The following is a 25,547-nucleotide window of genomic DNA, read 5'->3' as shown; positions in this document are numbered from 1 at the left end:
CTCATCATAATGGCATTTGACCAATTTGACAACCTCCCCATCAACTGGGCGGATCACGAAGACATCGCAATGAAACTCTATGAGCGTTTTGGCGATGATTTTACAGAAGGAAAAATTTACCGCATCCGCTTTACCGACCTGATTGAATGGATTCTGGAAATCCCCAATTTTGCAGGCACGCGTGAAGGCTGTACCGAAGCACACCTGGAGCAAATTCAGGCCAAATGGGTGTATGAATGGCGCGACAATCAATAATCGAGCATGAATCACCTGGAAGTTTTCAGTACCATCCATACTTTCATTTTTGATGTTGATGGAGTTTTGACCAACAACGAAGTGCTCATTACCGAGAATGGAGAGTTGCTGCGCAAAATGAATGTCCGCGACGGTCTGGCCATCAAAATTGCCATCGAAAAAGGGTATAAAATTGCCATCATCACCGGTGGGCGTTCGGAAGGGGTCAAAAAACGCCTGGAAGCCCTGGGAATCAAGGACATTTATTCGGGCATCAGCGACAAACTGGAGGCCTTTGAGGAGTTTGTGGATACTTATGAACTAGACCCGGTAGGCATCTTGTACATGGGTGATGATTTACCTGACTACCCGGTTATGCGACGGGTTGGCTTGGCAACCTGCCCCAAAAATTCAGCGCCGGAGTTGTTTCCCATTGCCAACTACGTATCTCCCTACAGCGGCGGCGAAGGCTGTGTCCGGGATGTGATTGAAAAAGTTTTGCGTTTGCAAGGTAAGTGGTCTGAAGATTAAACAAAATAAGTGCGCAAAATAAGTAGTCTTAATCAATACATATTTTGTGCACTTATCTATATTTGTGGGGAATAGAATACTGGATACTTTCATACAAATGGTTCTAATGTCCCTCTTCCGCTTACTGAGGCTGCCCAATTTGTTAATTGTGGCACTGGTCCAATCCTTGCTTTACTTCTACTTATTGTTGCCCACATTTGCACAAGAGGCAATAAACCCACGACTGAAAACCCTTGATTTTTGCTTTTTGGTTCTGGCTACCCTCTGTACCACTGCTTGTGGTTACATCATCAATGATTTGTATGATTATGAGATGGATTTGCACAACCGCAAGTCCAAGGTCATCGTTAATGTAAAAATCAGCGCCAAGAGCTGCATTTGGATTTATGCCCTGCTGGGCTATTCTGGTTTTTTGTTGTCACTTTACCTCGCTTTTCGCATTGGACAAGTTTACATGATCAGTCTGTACATTTTGTCCTTTGGGTTGTTGTATTTGTACACCAAAACCCTCAAAAAACGACCTTTGCTAGGCAATATCTTGGTCTCGTTGTTTTGTGCAGGAGTGGCGGGTTTAGTCTGGTTGGCAGAATTACCAGGTTGGAGGGCCCTGCAAAATGTTGTACCACAAACAGCTCAAGCTTTGCAGTCGGTCATCATTTGGTATTGTGCCTTTGCTTTTTTGAGCACCCTTTTCCGTGAAATTGTCAAGGATTTGGAAGATAAAATTGGCGATGAGGCAGCGGGTTGCCGCACATTTCCCATTGCCGCAGGGGATAACGCGGCAAAATACCTGGCAATTTCCGTAGCAGCATTGTTGCTGATCTCACTTGGTGGCTTATACATTTATCAGTTTCCTGGTTTTAGTACTCGTTTTTTTCTTGGAGCATTGATTGGTGTAGTGGCCCCTTTGATTTATGCAATTTACCTGCTGCAAAAGGCACAAAAGCCCAGCGATTATCACCACATCAGCAATCTGGCCAAGGGCGTCATGCTGGCTGGAGTTTTGCTGCTCCTCCTTTAAAACCATTTGAATGAATCCATTGTCCCTAAACATTATCCTGGCTTCTACCTCACCCCGACGTAGTCAGCTCCTGCGAGAAGCAGGTTTCAATTTTACAATCAAAACTACCGAGGTAGAGGAAACATACCCACCTGATACTCCAGTAGATGAGGTAGCAGCGTATTTGGCACGCAAAAAAGCCTACGCTTCCCGCGAGTTTATCCAAGAGGACGAAATTATTCTGGCTGCCGACAGCGTGGTCATTCTGGATGGAATCATTTATGGCAAACCGATCGACGCAGTGGATGCCCGGCAGATGTTGCAAAAACTATCCGGGCAATTGCATCGGGTCATTACCGGAGTTTGTTTGTTGTCCAAAGAGCGGGAAAAAGTTTTTTCTGCCGAATCCCGGGTACAATTTGAACCATTGAGTGAAGCAGAGATTGATTTTTACGTCGAAAAATACCGCCCATTTGACAAGGCTGGCTCTTATGCCATTCAGGAATGGATCGGGCTTTGTAAAATCTCCCGAATTGAAGGTACTTTTACCAACATTATGGGCTTGCCAGTGGATCGGGTGTATCGGGAGTTACTGGATTTTTAAGTTGATCGAAATGCAGAAATGAGAGAACCCATCGATATTTTGCGCCAGTATTGGGGACATGAGCAATTCAGGCCCCAGCAAGAGCACATCATTCAGTCGGTTTTGGAGGGAAGAGACACCCTGGCACTGCTGCCAACGGGTGGAGGGAAATCTATTTGTTTTCAAGTCCCGGCCCTTTGCCAGGAAGGAATCTGCATCGTTATTTCGCCACTGATCGCCCTCATGAAAGATCAGGTGCAAAACCTGCAAAAAAAGGGCATTTCGGCTCTGGCCATCTACGCTGGAATGGCTTATCGAGATATTGACCGTTTGTTGGACAATTGTGTACACGGCGATGTAAAATTCCTTTACCTCTCACCCGAACGGCTGGTGAGCGACTTGGCTCGAGAGCGCATCAAACGGATGAAGGTCTCTTTTTTTGCAGTGGATGAAGCGCATTGTATCTCGCAATGGGGCTACGATTTTCGCCCCCCATACCTGGAAATCGCCAAAATCAGGGATTTTTTCCCTCAGGTGCCCATCATTGCCTTGACTGCCACGGCAACCCAAGAAGTGGTGCAGGACATTCAGGCCAGATTGGATTTCCACGACCAACAGGTTTTTCAATCCAGTTTTGCCCGACCCAACCTCGCTTACATTGTGCGCCCCAGTGAAGCCAAAGAGGAACAACTTGTAGCTATTTTGCAAAAAGTCCCCGGCAGTGGCGTGGTTTACGTACGCAATCGACGGCGGACCAAAGAAATCGCCCAATTGCTGCAAAAGAAACGCATCTCCGCCGATTTTTACCATGCAGGTCTCACACCCGATGAGCGTTCGGCCAAACAAGACGCCTGGGTCAATGGGCGCACCCGGGTAATGGTCAGCACCAATGCCTTTGGTATGGGTATTGACAAGCCGGATGTACGCACAGTGGTGCACCTGGAATTACCCGATAGCCTGGAAGCTTATTTTCAAGAGGCAGGGCGGGGCGGCCGCGATGGGCTCAAATCTTTCGCAGTACTGTTGTACAACCAAAATGACCGTCGCAGTTTGGAATACCAATTCGAGCAGGCCTTCCCCAGTTTGGACGAAGCGCGGCAGGTTTATCGGGCACTGGGCAGTTATTTTCAATTGGCGCTGGGCGGTGGCCAGGGTGAAAGTTATGATTTTGACATTTCCGATTTTTGTAAAAAGTTTCAATTGGAACCCGTACGCACCTTCAATTGCCTCAAATTGCTGGAACAGGAAGGTTGGATCAGTTTATCTGAAGCGGTTTTCACCCCTTCTACCCTACTCATCAAAGTGGATAAGGAGCGTTTGTACGATTACCAGATCAAAAACCGCGAATTGGATAAAGTACTGAAGATCATTTTGCGTAGTTATCAGGGTGTTTTTTCCAGTTATGTTGCTTTTAGCGAGAGAAAGTTGGCGGAGTATTGTAAAATTTCAGCTGAGCAGTTGCAACGGGCGCTGTTGCGCATGCAGGAAGACCACATCATTGAATACAACCCGCAAAAGGACAAACCCCAATTGAGCTATCTGCGCGAACGGGTGGATGCTACCTACCTGATTTTTGACACGCAATTGTACAATTTCCGCAAAACCCGTCACGCGGAACGCATCCAAAAAGCCATTGCCTACGCGGAGGAAAAAATCTGCCGCAGCCAACAGTTGTTGCATTATTTTGGGGAAAAAGACGCTCCGTCTTGTGGCGTTTGTGACGTCTGTTTGGAGCGCAAAAAACAAAGCCTGGATGGAGAGGCCTATGAGCGAATCCGCCAAAAGATCCAACGCTTGTTGGAGCAAGAAGCCCTACCCGTCAAAGCTGTAGTCGATTCCTTCGCGCCTAAAACCCAAAAGCAAGTTCTGGAAGCACTCACTTTTATGCAAAATGAGGGTCTTCTGATTGAAAAAAACGGTAAACTCCAGCTTAAAACATGAAACTGGTTTTCACGGTCACCAATGATTTGTGCTACGATCAACGGATGCAGCGCATTTGTGGTACGCTGAGTGCAGAAGGGCACGAGGTGACCTTGGTGGGCCGCTTGCGCAAAACCTCTCCGCTCCTACCCCCTGCTCCTTATCGACAAGTTCGCCTGGCCTGTTGGTTTGAAAAAGGGAAACTGTTTTACCTGGAATACAATTTCAGGTTGTTTTGGTGGCTGTTGTTGCAAAAAAGCTTTGATGTATACACGGGCATCGACCTGGATACCATCATGCCTTGCTTGGGTGTAGCCCGTTTAAAAGGCAAGAAGTGCTATTATGATGCGCATGAGTACTTCAGTGAGGTGCCCGAGGTCGTTGGCAGGCCGTTAACCAAGTGGATTTGGGAAATGGTCGCCCGAATTGGTATTCCCCATGTTGATAAGGCTTATACGGTAGGCCCGGCACTCGCCCAAATTTTCCAACAGCGCTACGGCATTCCCTTTGAAGTTGTGCGGAACATGCCATTCCAAAACAGCAACCCTTCCTCAACTCCTCCCCCCCTCAACTCCTCAACTCCGCCCATTATCCTCTATCAAGGTGTACTCAATGCTGGCCGGGGCCTGGAGACAGCCATTGCAGCGATGCAAAAAATTGAAGGGGCAGTGCTGTGGTTGGCGGGTGAAGGGGATTTATCACAGGAATTGCGACAATTGGCTAAGGATTTGCAAGTGGAATGCAAAGTGCGCTTCTTGGGCTATTTGAACCCTGTGGAACTACGTTCGGTCACGCAACAAGCCAGCATAGGCTTAAATCTGCTGGAAAACCGTGGTCTGAGTTATTTTTATTCCCTGGCGAACAAGGCTTTTGACTATGTACAGGCAGGAGTACCCTCGATTCAGATGAATTTCCCGGAATATTTGGCGCTGCAAGAAGAGCACCGGGTATTTTATTTGATCAATCGTTTGGAGGTGGAGGTGTTGGTGCAGGCGATTGAGCACTTGTTGGGGGATGGTGAGTTGTATTTGGCACTGGAGGAAAATTGTCGGAAGGCGGCAGTTGAGTGGTGTTGGGAAATGGAGAAGGTGAGATTGGTAGAAATGTATCGATAAAGTCTAAACTATGTAGCTATGAAAACTTGGAAGATATTTCTTGGCTTTGAGGATGCCCCTTTGTCTAGACCTATATCTAAACCACCATCTTCTTCCCACCCTTCTTCTTCACCTGCTCCGCTTCCTGAATGGCCACCCCTTCTGCCATCATCCTACATTTTTTCAGGATGGCGTATATTTTATACAAATCATCGTCAGAAGCATGGTAAGCATTGCTCAGGTAGTAATTTTTTCCATCCTGCATCACAAAAAACCAGTTCCGCCCTTGCATGTCAGGTAATAAATCATCAGCAATTGATTGACTAGCTACTTAGCATTACTTACCTTTTTCAGCTCTATTCTTCCGCTGCTCCCATTCTTCCTTCGCTTTGTACCAGTCTTTGTTGTCGTAATAATCGTACTTTTTTACGATCTTACCTTGCTGAAAATGAAAAATAGTCACGAACCGCATTTCGTAAGGTACTTCACCATACTTTGCTTGCAACAAACCCTCTACTACCAAGATATTGCCCTGCAGAACCTGCTGGTCAAGTGGCAGAGGTAGAATTTGTGCTTTTAGCTCAGCGGAAACCATTGCTAAAACAGCAATAAGAAGGGTGTAAAATCCAGTTTTTAAATCCTTCATGATTATAAATTTAAAAGTTTTAGTAAGTAAGCTCAGTTGACTACTCAAATGGGTGAATTCTGCTGCAAGATTTGTGCTTTTACCTAGCTAGGCCTCCATTTTCATGATTTTGGAAAAGATTTTTAGGATCATTTTTTGATGGTATCATCTACAAGAGATTGATAGGTATAATGTCGGGTCGTCTGTTTGAACTCCTCATGGATTTTTTTCTGCAAATCTGGTTTTTGTACATAATCAATGATGGTCATCGCCATAATTTTGGCTGCTTGCAACATCCCCTTGTGGCCAATGGCATGAGCAGTAAATGCGGTCCCCTGCCAATGGTGCATTTTCATGCCCAGTGGTAGGCATTTTACCACAAAATAAATTTCAGGAGCGAACCAACTTGCCTCGCCAATATCACTTGAATGACCGTAAAGTGTGGTATCCGCAGACACATCCTGGAAAGGGATTAATTGATCCACAATGGTGTCGTTTTGCTTTTTTAAAAAAGCTTGCAGCTGTTGGGTATAAGCCAAGTCTTCTTTGGAGTACATTATGGGGCCTAGGCTTTGCATGTTTACAAAAACCTGTTTCATGGCGGTCACATTGGGTAAAAATTGATGGTGAGCCCTCTTTAGCTCAAGCGCACAAGTCACATTCGAGTCGCTCAGTGTATTTAGCTCCTTTTTTATTTTGGAAAAGATTTCCAGTGCACTGGATTGCCTGGAACATTGTATGCGCACATCAAGCAGTACTGTATCGGGGGGTGATCCCAATTCATTTTTCCAAGAAGCAATGCTGTAATTCACTTTATTGCTTGAAGCTGCGGCTTGCTTTGTTTGAATGATAGTGGATAAAATCCTTTCTGCGGCACTTTGGCAATGGTGGGCATTGGCATCCTTCCGGAGCACATCCACTTTTTTTGAAGTGATTAAAACATTGAAGTCAATGAGTGCATCCCAAGTACGCGTAGATGCAGCTGTCACTGGTGCAGGGTGCCAATACAAACTCAAGTCCAGGTCTTTGAAAAACCCACCTCGTGCAAGCCATGCCCGGGTACCTAAAGTACCTTCGGCAGTGCTGCCATAGTAGCGAATGGTGCACGAAAGTTTTTTTGTATCCATCAATGCTTTGATTGCCAATGCAGTGGCTAGGCTCCCAACACCTAAAAGGTTGTGGGCGCCACCGTGCCCCATGCCTTCTTTTACCAATTCCTCTCGGCGGGGTACCGTCTTGTTGGAGGCATTGAAGTCGGCATCGTATTCGCCATAAAGTCCAATTATTGGCTTTCCTTCACCGTATTCAGCCATAAATACCGTTGGGAAAGCTTCAATGCTTCCGCTGATTCTAAAGCCCTCTTTCCTCAGCGTCTCAATGATGAGCCTGGATGATTTGTACTCTTTAAACGAAGGTTCAGCATAATGCCAGATGCTATCACTAAGTCTCGTCCAATGCTCCTTGTTGTGGTCAATGAACTGGATCGCTTCATTCTTTAAGAAGGACAGGCCTATTTGTGATAAAAGGCTCGGCATATTGAGCAGCAAGAATACGAATGGTAAAATATTTCTTTCCATTTTGGGAGGATTTAAACCCAGTTATAAGTTTAACCAATAGTTGATTTTAAAGACCAGAGCTCGATTTTTGGCATTAAAAAAGGGGGTGGCCGTATAATTATCCGTATACACCAGATAAAGATCCGACATGGGCCGGTAGCGCCATTGCAGCCTACTGTTGATGTTGAAATTGTTGGCTTGGGTGTTGTACTGGAAAAAAGTAGTCCAGAAAAGATTGTTGCTAAAGTTAATTTCCGTTTTGGGACTGATCAGCAGGATGTTTTCGCTGATGCCTTTCAGTCGGATTTGATTGTATTCGCTGATCAACGAAAAGTTGCCCCAAGGTTGGACTCGATAATTCAGGTTGAATTTTAGCGTGTTGATTTTAGCGCCATAATATTCGCCAGTTCCAAGGTTGAGCGTGTAGTAAAATGGCTTGATGTTAGAGGAAGAATATTGCAGGCTTAGTTTTGGAAAATGGTACTCCGCTTTATCCACACGCAGGTCTTCGGATATGTCGAAGGCGTAGGGCAAGTTAATATTGCTATAATTTATTTTAAGCAAAAAACTGCTTCTGTTTTTAAAACCAAAATCGGCATTAAAATCGATCACATGGTCGGTTCTGAAATACTCCGGATTCCAAACTTGGCTATCCCAGGCTATCAAGGTAATGGTGTTGATTTTACTTTCTTTTGGTCGGATGTAATAATCAAAACGATTGAACCATTCTTTAAAACCCACCTGGAAGCTCGTATCGCGCTCAATGTCATAGGTTTTCAACCGGGTTGAAAAACCCATATCCGCATAATAATTGGTGCCAACATTGATGAAATCAGTAAAAACCTGGTAGCTCCGTTTGCGGTAACGGCCCTGGAAGTTATAAAACCAGTTGTCTGATTTGATGCCTTCTTTCCAGGAATAGTGAAAAGAGGGATTTAGGGTTAAACTTCCTGAATTGTTGATGTATTGCAGCTCGCTGCCTGCATTTCTGCCATAAGCGAGCAGAGGGTCTAGCTTGCTTTCGTTGGAAGCCGACAGGATTGTACGGTTCAAAAAATAGGTTTTTACGGTGGAGCGTTTAAAAATCCTTTGGTTTAGGGATAGCGCTGAATAATTTTGAGCAGGCGTGCCGCCTTGCTTACTGGTTTGCATGTCCATTGCGCCAATTCTCAAGGTAGGTGTAAGGTTCCCCGACAACCTCGCTCCAAACAAAATGGGAATGGCATTACCGTCTTCATCCAAGCCAATTTTGCGCGAATAGAAGGGGGTCATAAAACTGGGGATGGCGTAATCACCAAAAATGTCGGAATTCTCCAGAAAAAAAGTACGTTTTTCAGGGAAGTACAAATTGAATCGCCCCAAATTGGTCTGTTGGGCGTCTACCTCAATTTGCGAAAAATCGGGGTTAATGGTCAAGTCTACATTCAGCGCGGGGGTAATGGCGTAACGCGCATCCAGTCCTGCGTTCATTTTTAGGTCATTTTCCTGATTTTCCTGGTCTTGTGTGGCATTCCCTGTTGCATATGGAATGACAGCAATATTCTTTGCGGGTTTGGGTGGCGGGGTATTCCACACCAAGGTGCCGGTTTGGCCGAGGTCAATGGGCCAAAAATTCACCGGAACTTTCGTCCAGGTGGTGATCTGATTGTTATTAAAATCGGGGCGGACAAAATTAATTCCCCACTCCAGCACGTCTTCTTTGTAGGGCAAAATCCGAAGGGGAATGGCCATTTCAAGCGTCCAGAAACCCTCTTGAACCTGGGTTACCGAATACCATTTGGTATCCCAGGCAAAATTCATTTCACGGAATAAAGCACTGCCCAGCAAATCCTCGCACTGTACATTATTGGAGGTCAACCCAAAGAAAAACCCATTTGATTGACGGTTCATGGGATCAAGTATCACTGCAAACGATTCACTCTCCCAGAAAAATTGATCTCTTTTGCGGGTTTGACTCACAAAATTGCTGCCTTCTATTTTGGCAGAGATGTAGAGGTATTTGGAATCGTAAGCAACTTGTACGATAGTTTGCGTTTTGGCCAGGTCTTTGTCATTGGGTTTGCTTTCCCAAAATGGCGTCGTTTTTTCGGCTTGTTGCCAAACGCTTTCGGCTAAATCTCCATCAATTTTGATTTCATTTTCGGCTGCTTTTTGCGCAACTAAACGAAATTTAGCTGGTATAAGGTCTTGGGCTTGGAGCGACCCTAAAGCAGTGAGCATGTACAGGAACACTAAACTTTGCTTGTAAATGGATTTCATGATTTTTGAATTGTGGCTCAAAAATCACGATCATCCTAAAGTCTGGCTTCCATTTTCACGATTTTGGAGATGATTTTAGTTCAAATTTTCGGTAGTGTTGACATTTCGGTACTCCGTGGGGGTATAACCGGTCTTGTTTTTAAAAGTCGCATTGAATGAAGAAAGCGTATTGAAGCCAGAGTCAAAAGCTATCGCGGCGATTTTTTGATTGCGGTATTCACGGGAAGTAATTTTTCGTTTGGCTGCTTCGATTCTAAAACCATTGATCCAATCCGAAAAATTGGTCTGGGTTTGTAAATTAATCACCTGGGAAATTTCTCTAGCGGTAAGTCCTACCATTTCTGCTAATTTTTGGAGCGTTAAATCAGCATCCAAATAGAGCTGTTGGGCTTCCACTGTCGTGCAAATACGGAAGTATAATTCTTCAATTTTTTCGCTGGGCACCTTTGAGTTTTTGTACTTCTCTGCCTTCGGAAGAGCGAAAATAAATTTTTTAGATAATATAGATAAAGTGAGCAACATGATCAAGGAAGAATAGGCAAAAATGGAGCTTCTACACAGAAAAAAAATACTCCCATCGTAAAGAAAGGCAAAAACATAACAACCAATAATCATACTCATTGATACTGTAAGCAATACGACCCAGTGGTATACCAAGGTATGGTGTTGCTGGTGATGGCTTATAATGGTGAACACACTAACGCCCACATAAACCACATTTTGAACCAGTAGAAAAGCATAAAGGGTTCTATTAAAGGGTTGATCAAGAAAGGGCAAACACAAATAGATCAACGGGACTAGGAAGTGCAGGTAGTCCAATCGTTTAATGTCTCGTTTATTTTCTAAAACCGCCAGAATATAGAAGAGCAGTAAGGGTGCCGATACGGCCATGGATGTCCTGGCCAGGCGATCCAACCATTGAGGAAGTTCAGCATACACCAATAGCAATGGCTTGACTACCCTCAATGAAGCGGTCAGCAACAGGATTGACAATAAGATATTGGAGAATTTACTGGTTTGTGTTTGAGCTTTGGGAAAGTACATGGCCAAACCAATGCTCAGTAAGACGCCAAAAGCGCTCACGGACGATAAAGTAAAAGTCAGGATGTTCATTTTATCGAATGATTGATCAAATGACGATTAAATATACTTTCTAAACCTATGACAGCAAAATTTATTACATCCTTAAAAAGATCGCCAAAAATCTGTTTTTATTGCTTGAATTTTTTCAAAAATCGTTACGGTGGAGAACTTTGCAAAAAAATAAGGCAGCACCATCAACACCCGCCTAACGCCCTCAGCGCCTAACTTTGTGTCCTTGGTGCTACCATAGGAGTTTCTTTGTGCTCAACTTATTCCCTACTCACCACATCCCCCGAACCCGAAACCTTCTGGCTCATCCGTGGCCGGCCTTTATAATATACATCTCCGGACCCACTGATGCGGACATCCAGGTTTTCGGTGCTGTGGATGGATGTATTGCCGGAGCCGGAAATATGCACTGTGGCTGCTTCCACCTGAACACCAATAGCAGAAATGTTACCTGAACCTGAAATACTGGAATTCAGAGACTTGGCAGTTCCTTTCAGGCTCATGTCCCCGGAACCACTGATTTTGGCTTCCAATTCGGTAGCTTCAAAATCCAGGTTCATGTTGCCGGAGCCAGAAATACCCAGGGCCAATGCGCCCAGGTTTTTGAATGCGGTTTCCCCTTTCACATCACCGGAGCCGCTAATTTTTACAGCATTCAGGGTAGGTACGGTGATGTATACGTTGAATTTGTCATAGCGGCCTACATTTTCAGTAAAACGAATTTTCCAATGTTTGTCGACCACTTCTTTGGAGAGCAAACTGATCAGATTTTCGTGCGATTCTACCTCTACTTTTTGTTCATTGCCCTGGCGTACATAAACGTTGCCAGAGAAAGTCAGGCTGAAGCCTTCCAAAGAGGAAATATCCAATGTTTTGCGGACAATTGGGCCTTTGCCTTGTACCCCATTGCCCCAGCCCCACCAGCTTTGGGCAGATAGGGATAGGCCAGTCAGTATTAAAGTCAGGGTGAAAAATGAGCTTAATGATTTCATCGAAGTGTTTTTTGATTGGTGATCTCTTCAACAGATGATCAAAAGGACGAGTGCCCCCTAGGGTAGGTTGCTTTTTTTCGAAAAAATCTTTCCCATGTTGAAAAAAATTTGGTTAAAACAATTCTAAAATTTGCAGCAATTCAGTGCTTTTTGAAGGGTATTGTTAACAAAAACCAATCGTCATGTTAAAGTAAAGTTACACCTGTAAGGTCTTTTTAAACTTGTATTTTTCGAGCCAGTCTAATGGACAAATAACCAAAAAATCCTGTTTACTATGAAAAAGTTGATTGCTCTGCTGGCGCTGATTGCGCCGATGTTCTTGCTCGGAATGGTTGAGGCACAAGCACAAGGCCGCTGGGAATTTTTAGGCAAACGTGCCGTCAATTATGGTTTGGATCGCGATGTGATCCCTGTTACCTGGCGGGATGGCGCTTTTGATGGGCTCAAAATTGAGGTCAAAGGAGGAGCGCTGAACATGCGTAGGTGTGTGGTCCATTTCGAGAACGGTGGAAAACAAGAAATTGAACTGCGGCACAATTTTGGCCGTGGCAGTGATTCAAGAGTAGTGGATTTGCGTGGCAACAATCGTTTGATTGAAAAAATTGAATTCTGGTACGATACCAAGAATATTGCACGCAACAGAGCGGTGGTATTTGTTTACGGAAGGCATTAATTGCTAAAAATAGACTGCTTTTAAGTCGGGTTTAAATGGTGAAGGCAAGTTCAGGTTAACTGACTTGCCTTCTTTTGTATCACCTCAAATGGTGTAAATAAGCGAGAACGATTTTAGAGCGATCGAGGTTTAAAATGCATTCACCCCATTAACGGTGGTGTATTTAAAGCTCAGCTTTTTATCTGGATTTACCCGTTTGAAGGCAGATTGGCACATCAGAGTAGCTTCGTGGAAACCACACAAGATCAGCTTCAATTTACCCGGGTAAGTATTGATGTCACCGATGGCGTAAACCCCGGGAATGTTGGTGCTGTAATCAAAGGTATTTACCTCGATGGCATTTTTATCCACGTTCAAGCCCCAGTTGCCCAATGGACCAAGTTCTGGAGACAAACCAAAAAGCGGGATAAAATAATCCGTTGAACGAACCACTTCCCCTTTTTCCTTGGTGTCAATGACTACATCCGTCAACACACCATTGCCACGCAGACCAGTTGTTTGTGAATCAGTCAACAAGTCGATCCGGCCACTGTGCGCCAATTCATGCACTTTTTCTACTGAATCGGGTGCTCCACGGAAATCCTTACGGCGGTGGATCAGGGTCACTTCACTGGCTACTTCAGCAAGGAAAATGGTCCAATCCAGGGCAGAGTCACCTCCCCCAGCAATTACAACCCGCTTGTTGCGGTATTTTTCTGGATCGCGGATGATGTAATCGATGCCTTTGTCTTCAAAACGCTCCAGGTTTTCGAGTGGTGGTTTGCGGGGTTCAAAGCAGCCTAAGCCACCTGCAATCGCAATCACTGGCGCCTGAATTTGGGTACCTTTGCTGGTGGTCAGTACAAAGTGGCCATTTTCGAGTTGCTCAAATTTTTCAGCCCGCTCGCCCAAGGTAAAGCCTGGCTTAAATGGAGCAATTTGTTCCATCAGGTTATCAACCAAATCCCCGGCCAAAATGGAAGGAAATCCGGGGATATCGTAGATTGGCTTCTTTGGATAAATTTCAGCCAATTGCCCACCGGGAACTGGCAGTGAATCCACCAAGTGGCAGCGCATTTTCAACAATCCGGCCTCAAATACTGTAAAAAGCCCTACTGGCCCTGCTCCTACAATGAGAATGTCTGTCTGGATCATTTGTTTGGATCAATTTAAACAGAAAAAGTACACAAATTTACAACTATTCAGGAATCAATTTGGGTGATATTTGGCATCTGTTGGGGCAAACCGTTGGGGGCATCCCCTTGTGGATGCCCATTACGATTGGGCACTCACGAAGGGGTACCCCTACTGTTATTTGTGTTTGTTGACAAAAAAACCGGGGTGTAATCCACATTCCGTTTTTCCAGTTCCTGCCCAGCGACCTTCACGGCCCTTGCCTTTTTGGGTACAATGAGTACATCCGATTGAGCCATAGCCCTGGCTTTCCAGTGGGTGTTGTGGCAACTTGAACCAGGAAGCCCAGTACAAGAAATCCCCTTCACTCAGGTCGATCAATGGATGGAATTTTATGATATCGCCCTGCTGTTCAAAAATGCGCAGGTGCGAACGAAAATCAGTTTGGTAGGCCATCAACCCCGAAATCCATACCTTGTGTTCTTCCTTCAGTGGCTCCAATGGAACGACCTTGTTGATGGAACAACACATTTTGGGGTGGTCTTTCCACCACTCCTCATCACGGGTGAGGGCATTTTGGGTGGGGTCGGGAAGAATATCGATCACATTGAGTCGATACAACTCGGTGAGTTCTTCCTTGTAGGCAAGGGTTTCGGAAAAATGGTAGGTAGTATCGATGAAATATACCTTCTGGCTGGGTCGGTGCTCAGAAATCAACCGCAGCAAAAACGCAGCGCTCGCTCCAAAAGAGGAAGTCATCAAGACTTCATTCTCATCGAAAATTTCATACAACTTCTGAATACGCTCCTCAAAATTCAGTGGCTCAAAAATCTCATTCAGGTACTCTACACTATACTCCTCTACATCGAGTTCAGGAGTAGGTAAGGCTTGTGATGTCGACATACTATTGGTTGTGTTGAGGAAGTTGAGAAGGTTGAGGAGGTTTAGGAAGGTTTAGGCTACCGCGAGCGAATTTGACAAAGTCCTTGTCTAAGTTGCTTGCGGTAGCCTAAACCTTCCTAAACCTCCTCAACCATCTCAACCTTCATTATTTTTTCAAAAATTCAATACAATCTCCTGTACAGTTGCCCCCACATTCACATCCCGCCATACCCGTTAGTAAGGTTGAAGTAATTTGATTGAGCATCCGTACTTTATGCGCAAAGTCGCCACCGAGGCGATCGCGGATTTCGTTGAGTTTGGGCAGCAGATCTTCCACTTCTTCGGGCAACGCTGCCTCCAAAACCTGGCGGAAACGTTTGGCAAAAGTGGGCGACTGCCCATTGGTTGAAATTCCAATTTTCAAAGGTCCTCGGGTCACGATTGATCCGAGGTAAAAATCGCAGAGATCAGGAGTGTCGGCCACGTTGATCAATTTACCCGCTGCTTTGGCAGCCAGTTGCACTTCACGATTCAGCTCAGGGATGTTCGTGGCCGCGATGATCAGGTCATGCCCTTGAATATCCTCGATCTGAAAAGCTTTGTGCTGGATGTATACAAAGTGGCTTCCGATCTGGCTCAGCAATTTTTCAATCTCCGGGTTTACCCAAGTGGCTACCATTGTAACCTGGGCTTTGGGGCTGCTTTTGAGGATGAACGAGAGTTTTTCGTAACCCACTTCTCCCGCGCCTACAATAAGGGTACGCAGTGTGTGTAGTTTCAAAAAAACTGGATACAACTCGTTCTGCTCCATCTTAGATGCTGATGTGCTCATTGGTAACTTTCCCTGTTTTAAACGGCTCACTCAAAGTCCGGTCGCTGAGCGTAGGTTGCTGAGCGGAGCCGAAGCAAGCCGAAGCCTGGTCGCTGAGCGTAGCCGAAGCGAATTGAGGGTGTAAAGCTACTACATCTCCAATAACAATAATCCCTGGGGAGTTGGCGTCAGCCATTGCTACGCGTTCGGCCAGGTTGTGTACCCGCCCCAGAACAACTTTTTCCTCGGGAGTTGATCCATTTTGAACCACCATCGCTGGGGTATCTTTTTTACCTAGGGCAGTATAGATGTCCATGATATCCCCCAATTTGCGCATGCCCATCAGGATAACTGCAGTGGCACTGGACTGAGCAGCCAGTTCAACATCCTTGGAGATGCTGCCCGAGCGCGTTGTACCCGTTACCACCCAGAAGCTTTCATTGATGCCCCGGCAGGTTACTGGCACCCCTTGCAAACCAGGAACTGCAATGCAGGAAGAAAGCCCTGGAACGATGTCCACTTTGATCCCAAACATGGCTGCATGCGCCATTTCTTCATAACCACGGCCAAAAACAAAAGGATCTCCTCCTTTAAGGCGCACCACATGACCATGATTCATGGCGTATTCCACCAACATCCAATTGATGTCTTCCTGAGGGTGGGTGTGTTTGGCCGCACGTTTGCCTACATCTACCAAAATAGCACCTGGGCGCACCAAATCGAGCACTTCTTCACTTACCAGAGCGTCGTACAGAACGACGTCGGCTTGCTGGAGTGCTTTCCAGGCTTTGATCGTGAGCAGTTCTGGATCTCCAGGGCCTGCACCAACGAGGGTTATTTTGGGTATGATTGGATTGATCATCTTTCATTTTTTCCCCACGAATAAATTCGTGGGCTGGTGATGTTGGCATGCTTTACCCACGAATAAATTCGTGGGTTGCGCGACGTAGGGGCATCCCTTCGTGGATGCCCCTACGCGCGATAATAATCGCCAACTACCTTTTTATCAATGCCGTTGCTTTCTTCCAATTGAACTTCGCGCTGTGCGATCACTGAGCGAACGAAAGTTTCTGCCTGGGCCACGTAGTCGCTGGCGAAGTTTTCTTCGGGTTCGTATTGGTTGATTTGCAAAACCGTTGCGGTGAAATCCGTCAACAGGGTATAATCTCCAGTAGCAACAAAATGGGTTTGGAAGTCGTCAATAATCCCCTTTTGGGTGTTGCACTTCACGTCCTTGCTCAGCAACATCCCTTTTGCGGCAACCACGAAAGCGGCATAACTGGAATAAATGGCATCGGACCACAGGCCTTGTTCCAAAGATTCTTTAGCTGCAGCAATTTTGTCAATGGCATCTTTAAGGATCACCCCAACCATGTCCAGCATAACCCCGGCACACTCTCCTACCCCAATTTCCTGCTTGTATAGGCGATCCTGACCCCAGTCAAAATATTCGTCTTGGGTCATGGTTTTGAGATCAGCCAATGGTTTCAGCAGGGCATAGAAGTACTTGTCGCCCTGGCGCAGGAAATAGTCGTTGTAGTATTCCCCTTCAGCGCCGTTTTTTTCGAAGTCATCCAACACATACCTTACCACATCGGGGATACGTTTGGTGGGTACTTTGACAATTTTGTCGGCGATGAAGCCACGCCCATCGGGAGCGACTCCACCGCCTAAAACGACCTGCATAGCTGGAATAACCAAATCTCCGTGTTTGAATGAACTACCGTGGAAACCCAAATTAGCAGCCATGTGCTGGCCGCAGGCGTTCATACAACCACTTATTTTAATCTTAAAAAACTTTTCATCAATCAATTCGGGATACTCTTCCCGGATCAATTCTTCCAAAATTCTGGACAATCCGGTACTGTTGGTTACCCCCAAGGCGCAGGTGTCGGTACCTGGGCATGCAGTAATGTCAGCAGTGGAATCAGCACCTGGCAAAGCCAGCCCCAACTCATGCAACTTGTTGAACCAAAGTGGCAATGCCTCAGGGCGCACAAATTTCAGCAAAATGCCCTGGTTGATGGTAAAGCGGATGTCGTCAGCGGCGTATTGTTTAATGACCGCCGCCAAGGCGCGTGCCTTATCAGAAGGCAAATCACCCAATACTACCCGAACGAATATACCGTAATAACCTTTTTGCTTTTGTTCAAAAGTATTGGTCCGCTTCCATTCCTGGTACCAGTGTTCGTCTACGGGGACTATATCAGCAGAGATGGTACCTTGTCCAATTGGAGCCGCTTCTGGCACCAGGTTGCGGTCAATCGCGACCGATTTATTTTTCAGGGCTTTCCATTCTTGTTTGACCAGCTCCATCCAGGCTTCAAAGCCCAATTTTTGGATGAGGAACTTCATCCGCGCCTTCATGCGCTTTTCGCGTTCGCCGTAGCGGTCGAAAATGCGCAAACCAGCTTCCATAAAAGGAATGATTTGGTCTTCAGCCAAAAATTCGTAGGCAACCAATCCTGTGATAGCTTGCGCACCCAAACCACCACCAACCAGTACTTTAAAGCCACGCTGCTCCTGACCATCCACTACTTGTACTTTGGGGATAAAGCCATAATCGTGGAAATAGGTGAAGGCAGAATCTTGCTCACTAGAAGAAAAGGCGATTTTGATCTTGCGGCCCATTTCCTGGCAGATCGGGTTGCGCAAAAAATATTGGAAAGATGCCTCAGCATAAGGTGAAACATCAAAAGGTTCTTTTGGATCGATCCCGGCGGTTGGAGAAGCGGTGAAGTTCCGCACGGTGTTGCCACACGCTTCCCGGGCAGTGAGGTTCATCTGCGCCAACTCAGTCCAAACTTTGGGTGAATTTGCCAGTTTCACGTAGTGCAACTGAATGTTTTGGCGGGTAGTAATGTGCAGATTACCAGTGGCATAACGATCCGACACATCGGCTATACGCACCAATTGGTCAGAATTAATGCGGCCATAAGGCAATTTAAGGCGAAACATTTGCACCCCTTCCTGGCGTTGGCCATACACACCCCGGGTCAGACGATACAGGCGAAAGCGCTCGGTATCTTCTTTGCCACGCTGAAAATCATGGATGCGGCGCTCCAATTCCTGGATGTCTTTTTGATCTGCTGCACTTACGGTAGAAAAGTCGTGTTCGTAATTGCTCATGGTTTTTGTGTATGGCCCACGATTGTAGCGTGGTTTGTTTTGGATTAAAAAAAGCCCTGTCGGGTAGAATCCGGCAGGGCTTTTATGCTAAAGGACAATATATGTACACATCAAGCTATACCCCTGCCAGTCGGCTACAACAGCACGCACAACAACAACCCAGCATCGGGTTATTCAGTGTGGACAGTGGCTTGGATATTGCGAGCATATTTTTGTGTTTTAGACTAGTTGCATCGCAATTGGTATCTGGTCTTTGCTTGCACTAGCGTGATTTCACAGTGCAAGTATATGGGCATTTTTTTTCTCGTGCAATTATTTTAAGGAAATTTTATCATTTTTTTGATGTCAAAAAACTTGAACATATATTCATATGTCCCTTTTATCGTGGATTTTGAGTATTGAGAGTGCTGAAAAGCACCCTCAATATAACTTATTTGATTACAAAATCATTTTAATCGTTTTACTACGGCAAGTGGTTGAATGAATTTGCCAGTTAAGTTGGAGTTGCGGGTACTGATACCGGTTTCGGACAAAATTTTATGGGCTTGCTCAGTGGTCAACTTAGGGTCAATACTTTTCATCAAACCCAGTAAACCCGCTACATACGGCGTAGCCATCGAAGTGCCATTGTAAGTCTCATACCTGTTGTTGGGAATGGTAGAATAGATGCTTACCCCGGGAGCAGCAACGCCAAATGGAATATCCTGCACAAAATTGGAGAATTCCGCCCGATTGAGTTCATTATCGACAGCAGAAACCCCGATGACCCCTTTAGAATTGACGGGGCTAAACTGCGCGGCATTGCGGTTGGAGTTTCCGGCTGCAACTACCACAATTGCACCTTTATTATTGGCATACTTGACCGCTTTGTCGTAAGCTCTTTGCCGACTTTGGTTGCTCGGGCCGCCAAGGGACAAAGAAATCACATCTGCATTCGCATCTGCCGCTTTGATGATGCAATCAATGATGATTTCCTGAGTACCAAAACCCTGATCACTCAAGACCTTTACACTGGTGATGGTCGTAAAGCGATTGTCCCGGGAATAAGAGGCCACCCCTACCCCATTGTTGGAAACGGCACCTGCAATTCCGGCACAATGGGTACCATGCCCTTTAAAGTCGCGGTTGGAAGTAGCGTCAATGGATTTAAAATTGGCTTTGAGGTCCTCATGATTGGCGTCCACTCCGGTGTCCAGAATCGCGATTAGGGCTTTGCGCACGGGTTGCACCTTATTTTGATCCAAATAATTGTACAATTGGTCCATCTGCATGCGCTCGAACCCCCAGAGATTGGCAACACCGGGGTCGTTGATCCCAAACTTGGAGGGCAACTTGGCCGGGTTTTCGGCTTTGCGCAGCGGCTCCACTCGAAGGATTTCGTTTTCTTCAGTCCATACTACAGCGCTGGAACGGCTCAGCTCTCGTTCAATGCGTACAAGATTTTTGGCCTTGGCATCCGGGATATCGACCAGGTAATAATTGTCCAGCTCGGTAGAACTGGCATCTTTAGGGAAAAAGGCCCGCCGCAGGTTTAAACCGTATTTATTGGAGATTTTGTTCAATTCAGCAACCTGATGTCCCTCTTTTAACTCCAACAAAATTTCCCCCTGAGCATCCAGTGGAATTGAGTTATGGTAAGGGAATGTTGTGCTTACAAATTGGCGGTAGAACCAAAACAGTGCCACTAAAGCCAAAATCACCCCCGCCCAAAAACCTTTGGTCCAGCCCGCCATGCGGCTAAAAATTGCTCCAAATACCCCCAAAAAGAGCATGTCTCGGAAAACCGTCTGAAATTTGTACACCATAGGGGCAGCGACAGTCACCATACTTATTGAGTACAATACCAGCGCCAAAAACATCAAGCGGCTAAAGTATTTTTCAGCCAATTCGCGCTTTAAAGCGAACCAAAGTGCCAGTGCCACGAAGGCTACGACAAAACTTAGACCATATAACGCGACCATAGTCAGGATTTAAATTTTGGTGAAATTTAAGCTTTTCCACCTTACCATGCCACTCTATCTTGGAATAATCGCCTAACGGACATTATGCCAGGATAAAACCTTTCTTTTCAACCGATCCTGATTGGGATATGTTTGTTTCTGGCAAGTCTGTGATGAAAATTACAGCCTACATATTGATTGCTTGATTAAATTTGCGCACAATTCCACAAAGGGACAAAAAAACAGTTAAAAATGGCAAATACAGCAGAACACCTGCACTGCGTCATCATCGGTTCCGGACCTGCCGGGTACACCGCCGCCGTTTATGCAGCCAGAGCAAACATGAACCCCGTGCTCTTCACTGGTAAAGATCCCGGTGGCCAGTTGATGATCACCAACGATGTGGAGAACTACCCTGGATATCCCAGCGGCATCATGGGCCCAGAAATGATGGAAGATTTCCGCAAACAAGCAGAGCGCTTTGGCACCCAGATTCGTTATGAAATGATCACCAAGGTAGACTTCAGTGGCCCGGTGCACAAAATCTGGACGGAAAGTGAGCAGGAAATTCACGCCGACGCTGTAATCGTTGCCACGGGCGCCAGCGCCAAATGGCTGGGATTGGAGTCTGAGAAAAAATTCTGGAGCAAAGGAGTATCTGCCTGCGCCGTGTGTGATGGTTTTTTCTTCCGCGGGCAAGAAGTTGCCGTGGTAGGTGGCGGTGATACTGCAGCAGAGGAAGCCACGTATTTGGCTAAACTTTGCCCCAAAGTGCACCTGATTGTGCGCCGTGATCAACTGCGCGCCTCGAAGATTATGCAGGAAAGAGTTTTAAATGCTGAGAATATCGTTATACATTGGAACTCTGAAACGCAGGAAGTCCTCGGCGAGAACGAGGTGGAGGGTGTAAAACTGCTCAACAACAAAACCAGTGAAACAACCGTGATTCCTGTCAAAGGATTCTTTGTAGCCATTGGCCACCAACCCAACACCGATATTTTTAAAGGTTGGTTGGACATGGATGAAACCGGCTACCTCAAAACCGTACCAGGTCGTACCCTAACCAATATAGAAGGAGTTTTCGCCAGTGGCGACGCCCAAGACAACATCTACCGCCAAGCTGTAACTGCTGCTGGAACTGGTTGTATGGCTGCATTGGATGCAGAGCGTTACTTGGCCGCCAAAGGAGTGATTTAAAGTTGAGGGTGGTTGAGGAGGTTGAGGAAGGTTGAGGCTACCGCAAGAATTGGTGCGAGTGTGATGTGTGGGTGTGATGTGTGCCCAAGTCACTGCGGTAGCCTCAACCTTCCTCAACCTCCCTCAACCCTCCTCAACTCAACAAAAACACACAAACACTTTAACCATGTCAACAGCTACCCGTTTTCGCGCTGGGGTACTCTTTGGAGAAGAAGTAACCGAGTTGCTGAATTATGCCAATGAAAACAACTTTGCATTGCCAGCCGTCAATGTAATTGGTACCAACTCTGTCAATGCCGTTTTGGAAACTGCCCGGGAAGTCAATTCTCCTGTAATCATTCAGTTTTCAAATGGAGGTGCTTCCTTCTTTGCCGGAAAAGGCCTCAGCAATGCTGGACAAAAAGCATCTATTATTGGTGGTATCTCTGGTGCAATGCACGTTCACCAGGTCGCAGAAGCTTACGGTATTCCAGTGATCCTGCACACGGACCACTGTGCCAAAAATATTTTACCCTGGGTGGATGGTTTGCTGGACGCCAGCGAAAAACATTTTGCCGCCACCGGCCAGCCATTGTACAGCTCACACATGCTCGACTTGTCGGAGGAGCCCCTACATGAGAACATTGAAATCTGCGTGGAATACTTCAAGCGCATGGCCAAAATGGGCATGACTCTGGAAATCGAATTGGGTGTAACCGGTGGAGAAGAAGACGGAGTAGACAACTCAGATGTAGACAACTCAAAGTTGTATACCCAACCAGAAGAAGTGGATTATGCTTACCAACACCTCAAAGCAGTTAGTCCAAACTTCACCATTGCGGCAGCTTTCGGTAACGTACACGGTGTATACAAACCCGGTAACGTACAACTGACACCTAAAATCCTGAAAAACTCCCAGGATTTCATCAAAGCCAAACACAACTTGAGTGGTGACACTCCCGTTAACTTTGTGTTCCACGGCGGTTCTGGTTCTACTCGTGAAGAAATTCGCGAGGCAATTGAATACGGTGCCATCAAAATGAACATCGATACTGATATTCAATGGGCATACTGGGCCGGTGTGAAAGATTACTATATAAAAAATGAAGCTTACCTCCAGGGCCAAATCGGCAACCCCGAAGGTGACGACAAACCAAATAAAAAATTCTACGATCCACGGGTATGGTTGCGGGAAGGTGAAAAAAGCCTCATCTCACGCCTGAAAGTGGCATTTGAGGATTTGAATTGTATCAACCGCAACGTTTAATAGTGATGAGTGATAAGTGATGAATGATGAATTGGTACTGGAATTTATATCAATTCATCATTCATCACTTATCACTCATCACTCATCATTTCCTATGCTTCGACTCACCACTCTCTTCGTCCTCTTAGCGCTAAGCGCTTGCCAAAATAACGGGAACAAAGAAACGGATTGTAAAACCAAACCGCAAGCAATGCTGCGTGAAGGTATGCGGGGCGTAGCAGAACATAAGTTTACCGTAAATGGGATTGAAAGTGAAGAATTCGTAAGATTCGTCAATGGAAAAACCCTGACCATTTTACAAAGTGGCTGCGAAAAGATCCGCCAGGAATTTCGTTTCGAGTTAAAAGAAAAACCCAGCCAAGACGATGCTGCCTTTTGGACCGATCAGGCCATTTTAAACCTGGCAGCTTTGGCAGTTTTGGACCCACAACTCATGCCATTGAGCAATTGGGTCATGATGATCAGGGCACAAAAAGATGACATTAGACTTGCCGAGACCAAAGCGCTCGAAGGAGGTTTTTACACTAAAATCGATCGCATTACCAGCAATGACAGGGTTTACCTCATCATAACCCTTTCCAACTACCCAAGCTAGGGTTTCTCCGTTCGTCGAAAAAATCAAAACACTCACAATCAGTAATTTGCAATTAAAATCAATATGTTTTTTTCTTTTTTTAAAAATAGGGGCTATCCATAATCAATTATTGTTCAATTTTTTAAGCAAAAAAATGATAGCTTCAGCAAAAGATGAACTGACAAATTTGCATCTGGAAAAACTTGACTTCACTGCTGGCTTTTCCTACTTTTGAAAAAGTTTTTTATAGGCTTGTGTTACAAATTTGATTAAGCGAATTGTCAGGAAATGCAGTATTCAACAACACCTAATATCCTCTCAGTGTCCCACCTGAGTCAACGATTTCCAATCTCGTTGCTGAATTGGCCTATCGCTGGGAATTTTCCTGATCATCCTACAGAATAATCACTTAACAGCTCGAGGCTCCCGTAACCGTCTCCTTATCAGGATGACGCTGTTATGCCACCATATTAAGTATCAGTAAGTTAGTAAATTCGCTCCGCTACCCAAACAGGTCAGCGGAGTTTTTGTTTTGTATATAAGGCTAAGTATCTATCTTCGCGGGGCGAAATGGTCTATGTGACCCTATGCGCTCAACAAACTCTACTTTACATTAATTCAACCTTTCATCATGAATTTTGATCTTATCGTTATAGGTAGCGGTCCCGGAGGTTATGTTGCCGCCATCCGTGCATCTCAATTGGGTTTGAAAGTGGCTGTGGTCGAACGTGAATCATTGGGAGGAATTTGCCTCAACTGGGGTTGTATTCCCACCAAGGCACTGATTAAAAGCGCTCAGGTTTTTGAATACATTCAACACGCTGAAGATTACGGCATCAAGGTGGGTAGTGCCAAAGCTGATTGGGAAAGTATTGTCAAACGTAGTCGTGGTGTTGCTGATGGCATGAGCAAGGGTGTCAATTTCCTGATGAAAAAAAATAAAATTACCGTCATCAACGGAAATGGTGTATTGACTACTGATAAACAAGTAGAGGTAACCGATGCCCAGGGTGCCAAAACCAAGTACAGTGCAACACACATCATTGTAGCCACTGGTGGCCGGGCCAAGGGTTTGCCCAATGTGCCAATCGATGGTGAAAAAGTAATTGACTACCGTAAAGCGATGGTACTGGAAAAACAACCCAAAAGTATGGTTGTCATCGGGGCAGGTGCCATTGGAGTTGAATTTGCTTATGTGTATGCTGCAATTGGTACCGAGGTAACGATTGTAGAATTTATGGAACAGGGTTTATTGCCCCGGGAAGATGTCGACGTTTCCAAAGAATTGGGCAAAATCTACAGCAAAAAAGGCATCCGGGTAATGGGCAACTCCGCAGTCGAGAGTGTAGACACTAGCGGGAAAGGTTGTGTGGTCAAGGTAAAAGACCGTAAAACTGGAAATATTGAAGAAATCAAGTGTGACATCGTTCTGTCCGCAGCAGGAGTAGCTGCCAATACCGAAAACATCGGACTGGAAGCCCTTGGCATCAAGACAGATCGTGGAATGATCCTGGTAGATGAATATTACCACACCAATGTACCAGGTATTTATGCCATTGGTGATGTGATTCCTACCGCAGCTCTAGCCCACGTTGCCAGTGCAGAAGGCATCATTTGTGTTGAAAACATCACCGGGCACCACCCCGAACCACTCGATTACAACAACATTCCTTCTTGCACCTATTGTGTACCGGAAATTGCTTCCGTTGGACTTACAGAACAACAGGCCAAAGACAAAGGCTACGAGATCAAAGTGGGCAAATTCCCTTTTAGTGCTTCGGGAAAAGCCAGCGCAGCAGGCGACAAAACCGGCTTTATTAAAGTCATTTTTGACGCCAAGTATGGTGAATTCCTTGGTGCGCACATGATCGGCCAAAACGTGACCGAAATGATTGCCGAGGTAGTCGCAACCCGAAAATTGGAAACTACCGGTCATGAAATCATTAAAACCGTTCACCCTCACCCAACCATGAGCGAAGCGCTGATGGAAGCAGCAGCAGCGGCGTACGGTGAGGTTATCCACATATAACCGTAGGGGCGACCCTCGCGGTCGCCCCCACATTATCCGTAATCCATTTCCGAGTTGCCCCAACCAT

23 protein-coding genes are annotated in these 25,547 nt (G+C 45.7%); 11 read left to right on the top strand and 12 right to left on the bottom strand.

The features are described 5' to 3' along the window. The first annotated feature begins 9 nt into the window (after positions 1-9). From iscX to SFV55_RS07060, 6 genes are all read left to right on the top strand, one after another. On the top strand, positions 10-255 hold the full coding sequence (gene iscX / locus SFV55_RS07085; protein WP_320028783.1) for a Fe-S cluster assembly protein IscX: 246 nt from the start codon (positions 10-12) through the stop codon (positions 253-255). Positions 256-261: 6 nt separating this feature from the next. After that, positions 262-765, top strand: a complete 504-nt coding sequence (locus SFV55_RS07080) for a KdsC family phosphatase (protein WP_320028782.1) — start codon at positions 262-264, stop codon at positions 763-765. Positions 766-871: 106 nt separating this feature from the next. Further along, positions 872-1,786, top strand: a complete 915-nt coding sequence (locus SFV55_RS07075; protein WP_320028781.1) for a geranylgeranylglycerol-phosphate geranylgeranyltransferase — start codon at positions 872-874, stop codon at positions 1,784-1,786. Positions 1,787-1,796: 10 nt separating this feature from the next. Then, complete coding sequence (locus SFV55_RS07070) at positions 1,797-2,369, top strand: Maf family nucleotide pyrophosphatase (RefSeq protein ID WP_320028780.1); 573 nt, start codon at positions 1,797-1,799, stop codon at positions 2,367-2,369. 18 nt (positions 2,370-2,387) lie between these two features. Continuing rightward, a complete protein-coding gene (locus tag SFV55_RS07065) occupies positions 2,388-4,289 on the top strand; it encodes an ATP-dependent DNA helicase RecQ (protein WP_320028779.1) in 1,902 nt (633 codons plus the stop codon). Then, positions 4,286-5,383 (top strand): glycosyltransferase, encoded by a 1,098-nt coding sequence (locus tag SFV55_RS07060; RefSeq protein ID WP_320028778.1) that lies wholly within the window; start codon positions 4,286-4,288, stop codon positions 5,381-5,383. The genes SFV55_RS07065 and SFV55_RS07060 overlap by 4 nt, the downstream gene beginning before the upstream one ends. 76 nt (positions 5,384-5,459) lie before the next feature. On the opposite strand, the gene SFV55_RS07055 is transcribed toward SFV55_RS07060, so the two are convergent. From SFV55_RS07055 to SFV55_RS07030, 6 genes are all read right to left on the bottom strand, one after another. Next, a complete protein-coding gene (locus tag SFV55_RS07055) occupies positions 5,460-5,654 on the bottom strand; it encodes a hypothetical protein (RefSeq protein WP_320028777.1) in 195 nt (64 codons plus the stop codon). Positions 5,655-5,699: 45 nt separating this feature from the next. Next, complete coding sequence (locus SFV55_RS07050) at positions 5,700-6,008, bottom strand: hypothetical protein (protein ID WP_320028776.1); 309 nt, start codon at positions 6,006-6,008, stop codon at positions 5,700-5,702. A 128-nt stretch (positions 6,009-6,136) separates the two neighbouring features. Beyond that, positions 6,137-7,564 carry a hypothetical protein gene (locus SFV55_RS07045; RefSeq protein ID WP_320028775.1) on the bottom strand — a complete coding sequence of 476 codons (1,428 nt, stop codon included), beginning with the start codon at positions 7,562-7,564 and terminating at the stop codon, positions 6,137-6,139. 21 nt (positions 7,565-7,585) lie between these two features. Then, positions 7,586-9,802 carry a DUF5916 domain-containing protein gene (locus tag SFV55_RS07040; protein ID WP_320028774.1) on the bottom strand — a complete coding sequence of 739 codons (2,217 nt, stop codon included), beginning with the start codon at positions 9,800-9,802 and terminating at the stop codon, positions 7,586-7,588. Between the two features lie 75 nt (positions 9,803-9,877). Beyond that, entirely contained in the window at positions 9,878-10,915 is a 1,038-nt protein-coding gene (locus SFV55_RS07035) for a helix-turn-helix domain-containing protein (protein ID WP_320028773.1), read from the bottom strand. A gap of 239 nt (positions 10,916-11,154) precedes the next feature. Further along, positions 11,155-11,886, bottom strand: coding sequence for a head GIN domain-containing protein (locus SFV55_RS07030; protein WP_320028772.1), 732 nt, complete (start codon positions 11,884-11,886; stop codon positions 11,155-11,157). A gap of 274 nt (positions 11,887-12,160) precedes the next feature. Here SFV55_RS07030 and SFV55_RS07025 point away from each other — a divergent pair, with 274 nt between their 5' ends. Next, on the top strand, positions 12,161-12,559 hold the full coding sequence (locus SFV55_RS07025; protein ID WP_320028771.1) for a hypothetical protein: 399 nt from the start codon (positions 12,161-12,163) through the stop codon (positions 12,557-12,559). Positions 12,560-12,688: 129 nt separating this feature from the next. Here the strand turns inward: SFV55_RS07025 and SFV55_RS07020 are convergent, their stop codons facing one another. The 6 genes from SFV55_RS07020 to SFV55_RS06995 form a co-directional block, all read right to left on the bottom strand. Further along, a complete protein-coding gene (locus SFV55_RS07020; protein ID WP_320028770.1) occupies positions 12,689-13,693 on the bottom strand; it encodes an NAD(P)/FAD-dependent oxidoreductase in 1,005 nt (334 codons plus the stop codon). Positions 13,694-13,849: 156 nt separating this feature from the next. Further along, positions 13,850-14,575 (bottom strand): phosphoadenylyl-sulfate reductase, encoded by a 726-nt coding sequence (locus SFV55_RS07015; RefSeq protein ID WP_320028769.1) that lies wholly within the window; start codon positions 14,573-14,575, stop codon positions 13,850-13,852. 145 nt (positions 14,576-14,720) lie between these two features. Further along, complete coding sequence (locus SFV55_RS07010; RefSeq protein ID WP_320028768.1) at positions 14,721-15,386, bottom strand: bifunctional precorrin-2 dehydrogenase/sirohydrochlorin ferrochelatase; 666 nt, start codon at positions 15,384-15,386, stop codon at positions 14,721-14,723. Then, positions 15,367-16,227: a uroporphyrinogen-III C-methyltransferase gene (gene cobA / locus SFV55_RS07005; RefSeq protein ID WP_320028767.1), complete on the bottom strand. Its 861-nt coding sequence runs from the start codon at positions 16,225-16,227 to the stop codon at positions 15,367-15,369. Before cobA ends, SFV55_RS07010 begins: the two co-directional genes overlap by 20 nt. A 110-nt stretch (positions 16,228-16,337) precedes the next feature. Further along, positions 16,338-18,494, bottom strand: coding sequence for a HEPN domain-containing protein (locus SFV55_RS07000; RefSeq protein ID WP_320028766.1), 2,157 nt, complete (start codon positions 18,492-18,494; stop codon positions 16,338-16,340). Positions 18,495-18,940: 446 nt separating this feature from the next. Beyond that, positions 18,941-20,455, bottom strand: coding sequence for a S8 family peptidase (locus SFV55_RS06995; RefSeq protein WP_320028765.1), 1,515 nt, complete (start codon positions 20,453-20,455; stop codon positions 18,941-18,943). A 231-nt stretch (positions 20,456-20,686) separates the two neighbouring features. Here SFV55_RS06995 and trxB point away from each other — a divergent pair, with 231 nt between their 5' ends. The 4 genes from trxB (at position 20,687) to lpdA (ending at position 25,480) form a co-directional block, all read left to right on the top strand. Further along, positions 20,687-21,631, top strand: coding sequence for a thioredoxin-disulfide reductase (gene trxB, locus SFV55_RS06990; RefSeq protein WP_320028764.1), 945 nt, complete (start codon positions 20,687-20,689; stop codon positions 21,629-21,631). 166 nt (positions 21,632-21,797) lie between these two features. Then, on the top strand, positions 21,798-22,877 hold the full coding sequence (fbaA, locus tag SFV55_RS06985) for a class II fructose-bisphosphate aldolase (RefSeq protein ID WP_320028763.1): 1,080 nt from the start codon (positions 21,798-21,800) through the stop codon (positions 22,875-22,877). 190 nt (positions 22,878-23,067) lie between these two features. Beyond that, positions 23,068-23,472 carry a hypothetical protein gene (locus SFV55_RS06980; RefSeq protein WP_320028762.1) on the top strand — a complete coding sequence of 135 codons (405 nt, stop codon included), beginning with the start codon at positions 23,068-23,070 and terminating at the stop codon, positions 23,470-23,472. Positions 23,473-24,082: 610 nt separating this feature from the next. Beyond that, complete coding sequence (gene lpdA, locus SFV55_RS06975) at positions 24,083-25,480, top strand: dihydrolipoyl dehydrogenase (protein WP_320028761.1); 1,398 nt, start codon at positions 24,083-24,085, stop codon at positions 25,478-25,480. Positions 25,481-25,547: the final 67 nt, after the last annotated feature.

Origin of the sequence: Haliscomenobacter sp. (assembly GCF_033763495.1) — a bacterium.
GTDB lineage: Bacteria > Bacteroidota > Bacteroidia > Chitinophagales > Saprospiraceae > Haliscomenobacter.
The sequence above is the reverse complement of the archived record's forward strand: the minus strand, read 5'-3'. Positions and strand labels throughout refer to the sequence as shown.

What these genes read in the sequence shown, in the direction of transcription:
- SFV55_RS07050 (WP_320028776.1), bottom strand. Translation starts at nt 6,008, where the DNA reads ATGAAGGATTTAAAAACTGGATTTTACACCCTTCTTATTGCTGTTTTA.
- SFV55_RS07065 (WP_320028779.1), top strand. Translation starts at nt 2,388, where the DNA reads ATGAGAGAACCCATCGATATTTTGCGCCAGTATTGGGGACATGAGCAA.
- SFV55_RS06995 (WP_320028765.1), bottom strand. Translation starts at nt 20,455, where the DNA reads ATGGTCGCGTTATATGGTCTAAGTTTTGTCGTAGCCTTCGTGGCACTG.
- SFV55_RS07075 (WP_320028781.1), top strand. Translation starts at nt 872, where the DNA reads ATGTCCCTCTTCCGCTTACTGAGGCTGCCCAATTTGTTAATTGTGGCA.
- cobA (WP_320028767.1), bottom strand. Translation starts at nt 16,227, where the DNA reads ATGATCAATCCAATCATACCCAAAATAACCCTCGTTGGTGCAGGCCCT.
- iscX (WP_320028783.1), top strand. Translation starts at nt 10, where the DNA reads ATGGCATTTGACCAATTTGACAACCTCCCCATCAACTGGGCGGATCAC.
- lpdA (WP_320028761.1), top strand. Translation starts at nt 24,083, where the DNA reads ATGAATTTTGATCTTATCGTTATAGGTAGCGGTCCCGGAGGTTATGTT.
- fbaA (WP_320028763.1), top strand. Translation starts at nt 21,798, where the DNA reads ATGTCAACAGCTACCCGTTTTCGCGCTGGGGTACTCTTTGGAGAAGAA.
- SFV55_RS07080 (WP_320028782.1), top strand. Translation starts at nt 262, where the DNA reads ATGAATCACCTGGAAGTTTTCAGTACCATCCATACTTTCATTTTTGAT.
- SFV55_RS07060 (WP_320028778.1), top strand. Translation starts at nt 4,286, where the DNA reads ATGAAACTGGTTTTCACGGTCACCAATGATTTGTGCTACGATCAACGG.
- SFV55_RS07015 (WP_320028769.1), bottom strand. Translation starts at nt 14,575, where the DNA reads ATGTCGACATCACAAGCCTTACCTACTCCTGAACTCGATGTAGAGGAG.
- SFV55_RS07000 (WP_320028766.1), bottom strand. Translation starts at nt 18,494, where the DNA reads ATGAGCAATTACGAACACGACTTTTCTACCGTAAGTGCAGCAGATCAA.
- SFV55_RS07010 (WP_320028768.1), bottom strand. Translation starts at nt 15,386, where the DNA reads ATGAGCACATCAGCATCTAAGATGGAGCAGAACGAGTTGTATCCAGTT.
- SFV55_RS07055 (WP_320028777.1), bottom strand. Translation starts at nt 5,654, where the DNA reads ATGCAAGGGCGGAACTGGTTTTTTGTGATGCAGGATGGAAAAAATTAC.
- SFV55_RS07035 (WP_320028773.1), bottom strand. Translation starts at nt 10,915, where the DNA reads ATGAACATCCTGACTTTTACTTTATCGTCCGTGAGCGCTTTTGGCGTC.
- SFV55_RS07070 (WP_320028780.1), top strand. Translation starts at nt 1,797, where the DNA reads ATGAATCCATTGTCCCTAAACATTATCCTGGCTTCTACCTCACCCCGA.
- SFV55_RS07030 (WP_320028772.1), bottom strand. Translation starts at nt 11,886, where the DNA reads ATGAAATCATTAAGCTCATTTTTCACCCTGACTTTAATACTGACTGGC.
- SFV55_RS07045 (WP_320028775.1), bottom strand. Translation starts at nt 7,564, where the DNA reads ATGGAAAGAAATATTTTACCATTCGTATTCTTGCTGCTCAATATGCCG.
- SFV55_RS07025 (WP_320028771.1), top strand. Translation starts at nt 12,161, where the DNA reads ATGAAAAAGTTGATTGCTCTGCTGGCGCTGATTGCGCCGATGTTCTTG.
- SFV55_RS06980 (WP_320028762.1), top strand. Translation starts at nt 23,068, where the DNA reads ATGCTGCGTGAAGGTATGCGGGGCGTAGCAGAACATAAGTTTACCGTA.
- SFV55_RS07020 (WP_320028770.1), bottom strand. Translation starts at nt 13,693, where the DNA reads ATGATCCAGACAGACATTCTCATTGTAGGAGCAGGGCCAGTAGGGCTT.
- trxB (WP_320028764.1), top strand. Translation starts at nt 20,687, where the DNA reads ATGGCAAATACAGCAGAACACCTGCACTGCGTCATCATCGGTTCCGGA.
- SFV55_RS07040 (WP_320028774.1), bottom strand. Translation starts at nt 9,802, where the DNA reads ATGAAATCCATTTACAAGCAAAGTTTAGTGTTCCTGTACATGCTCACT.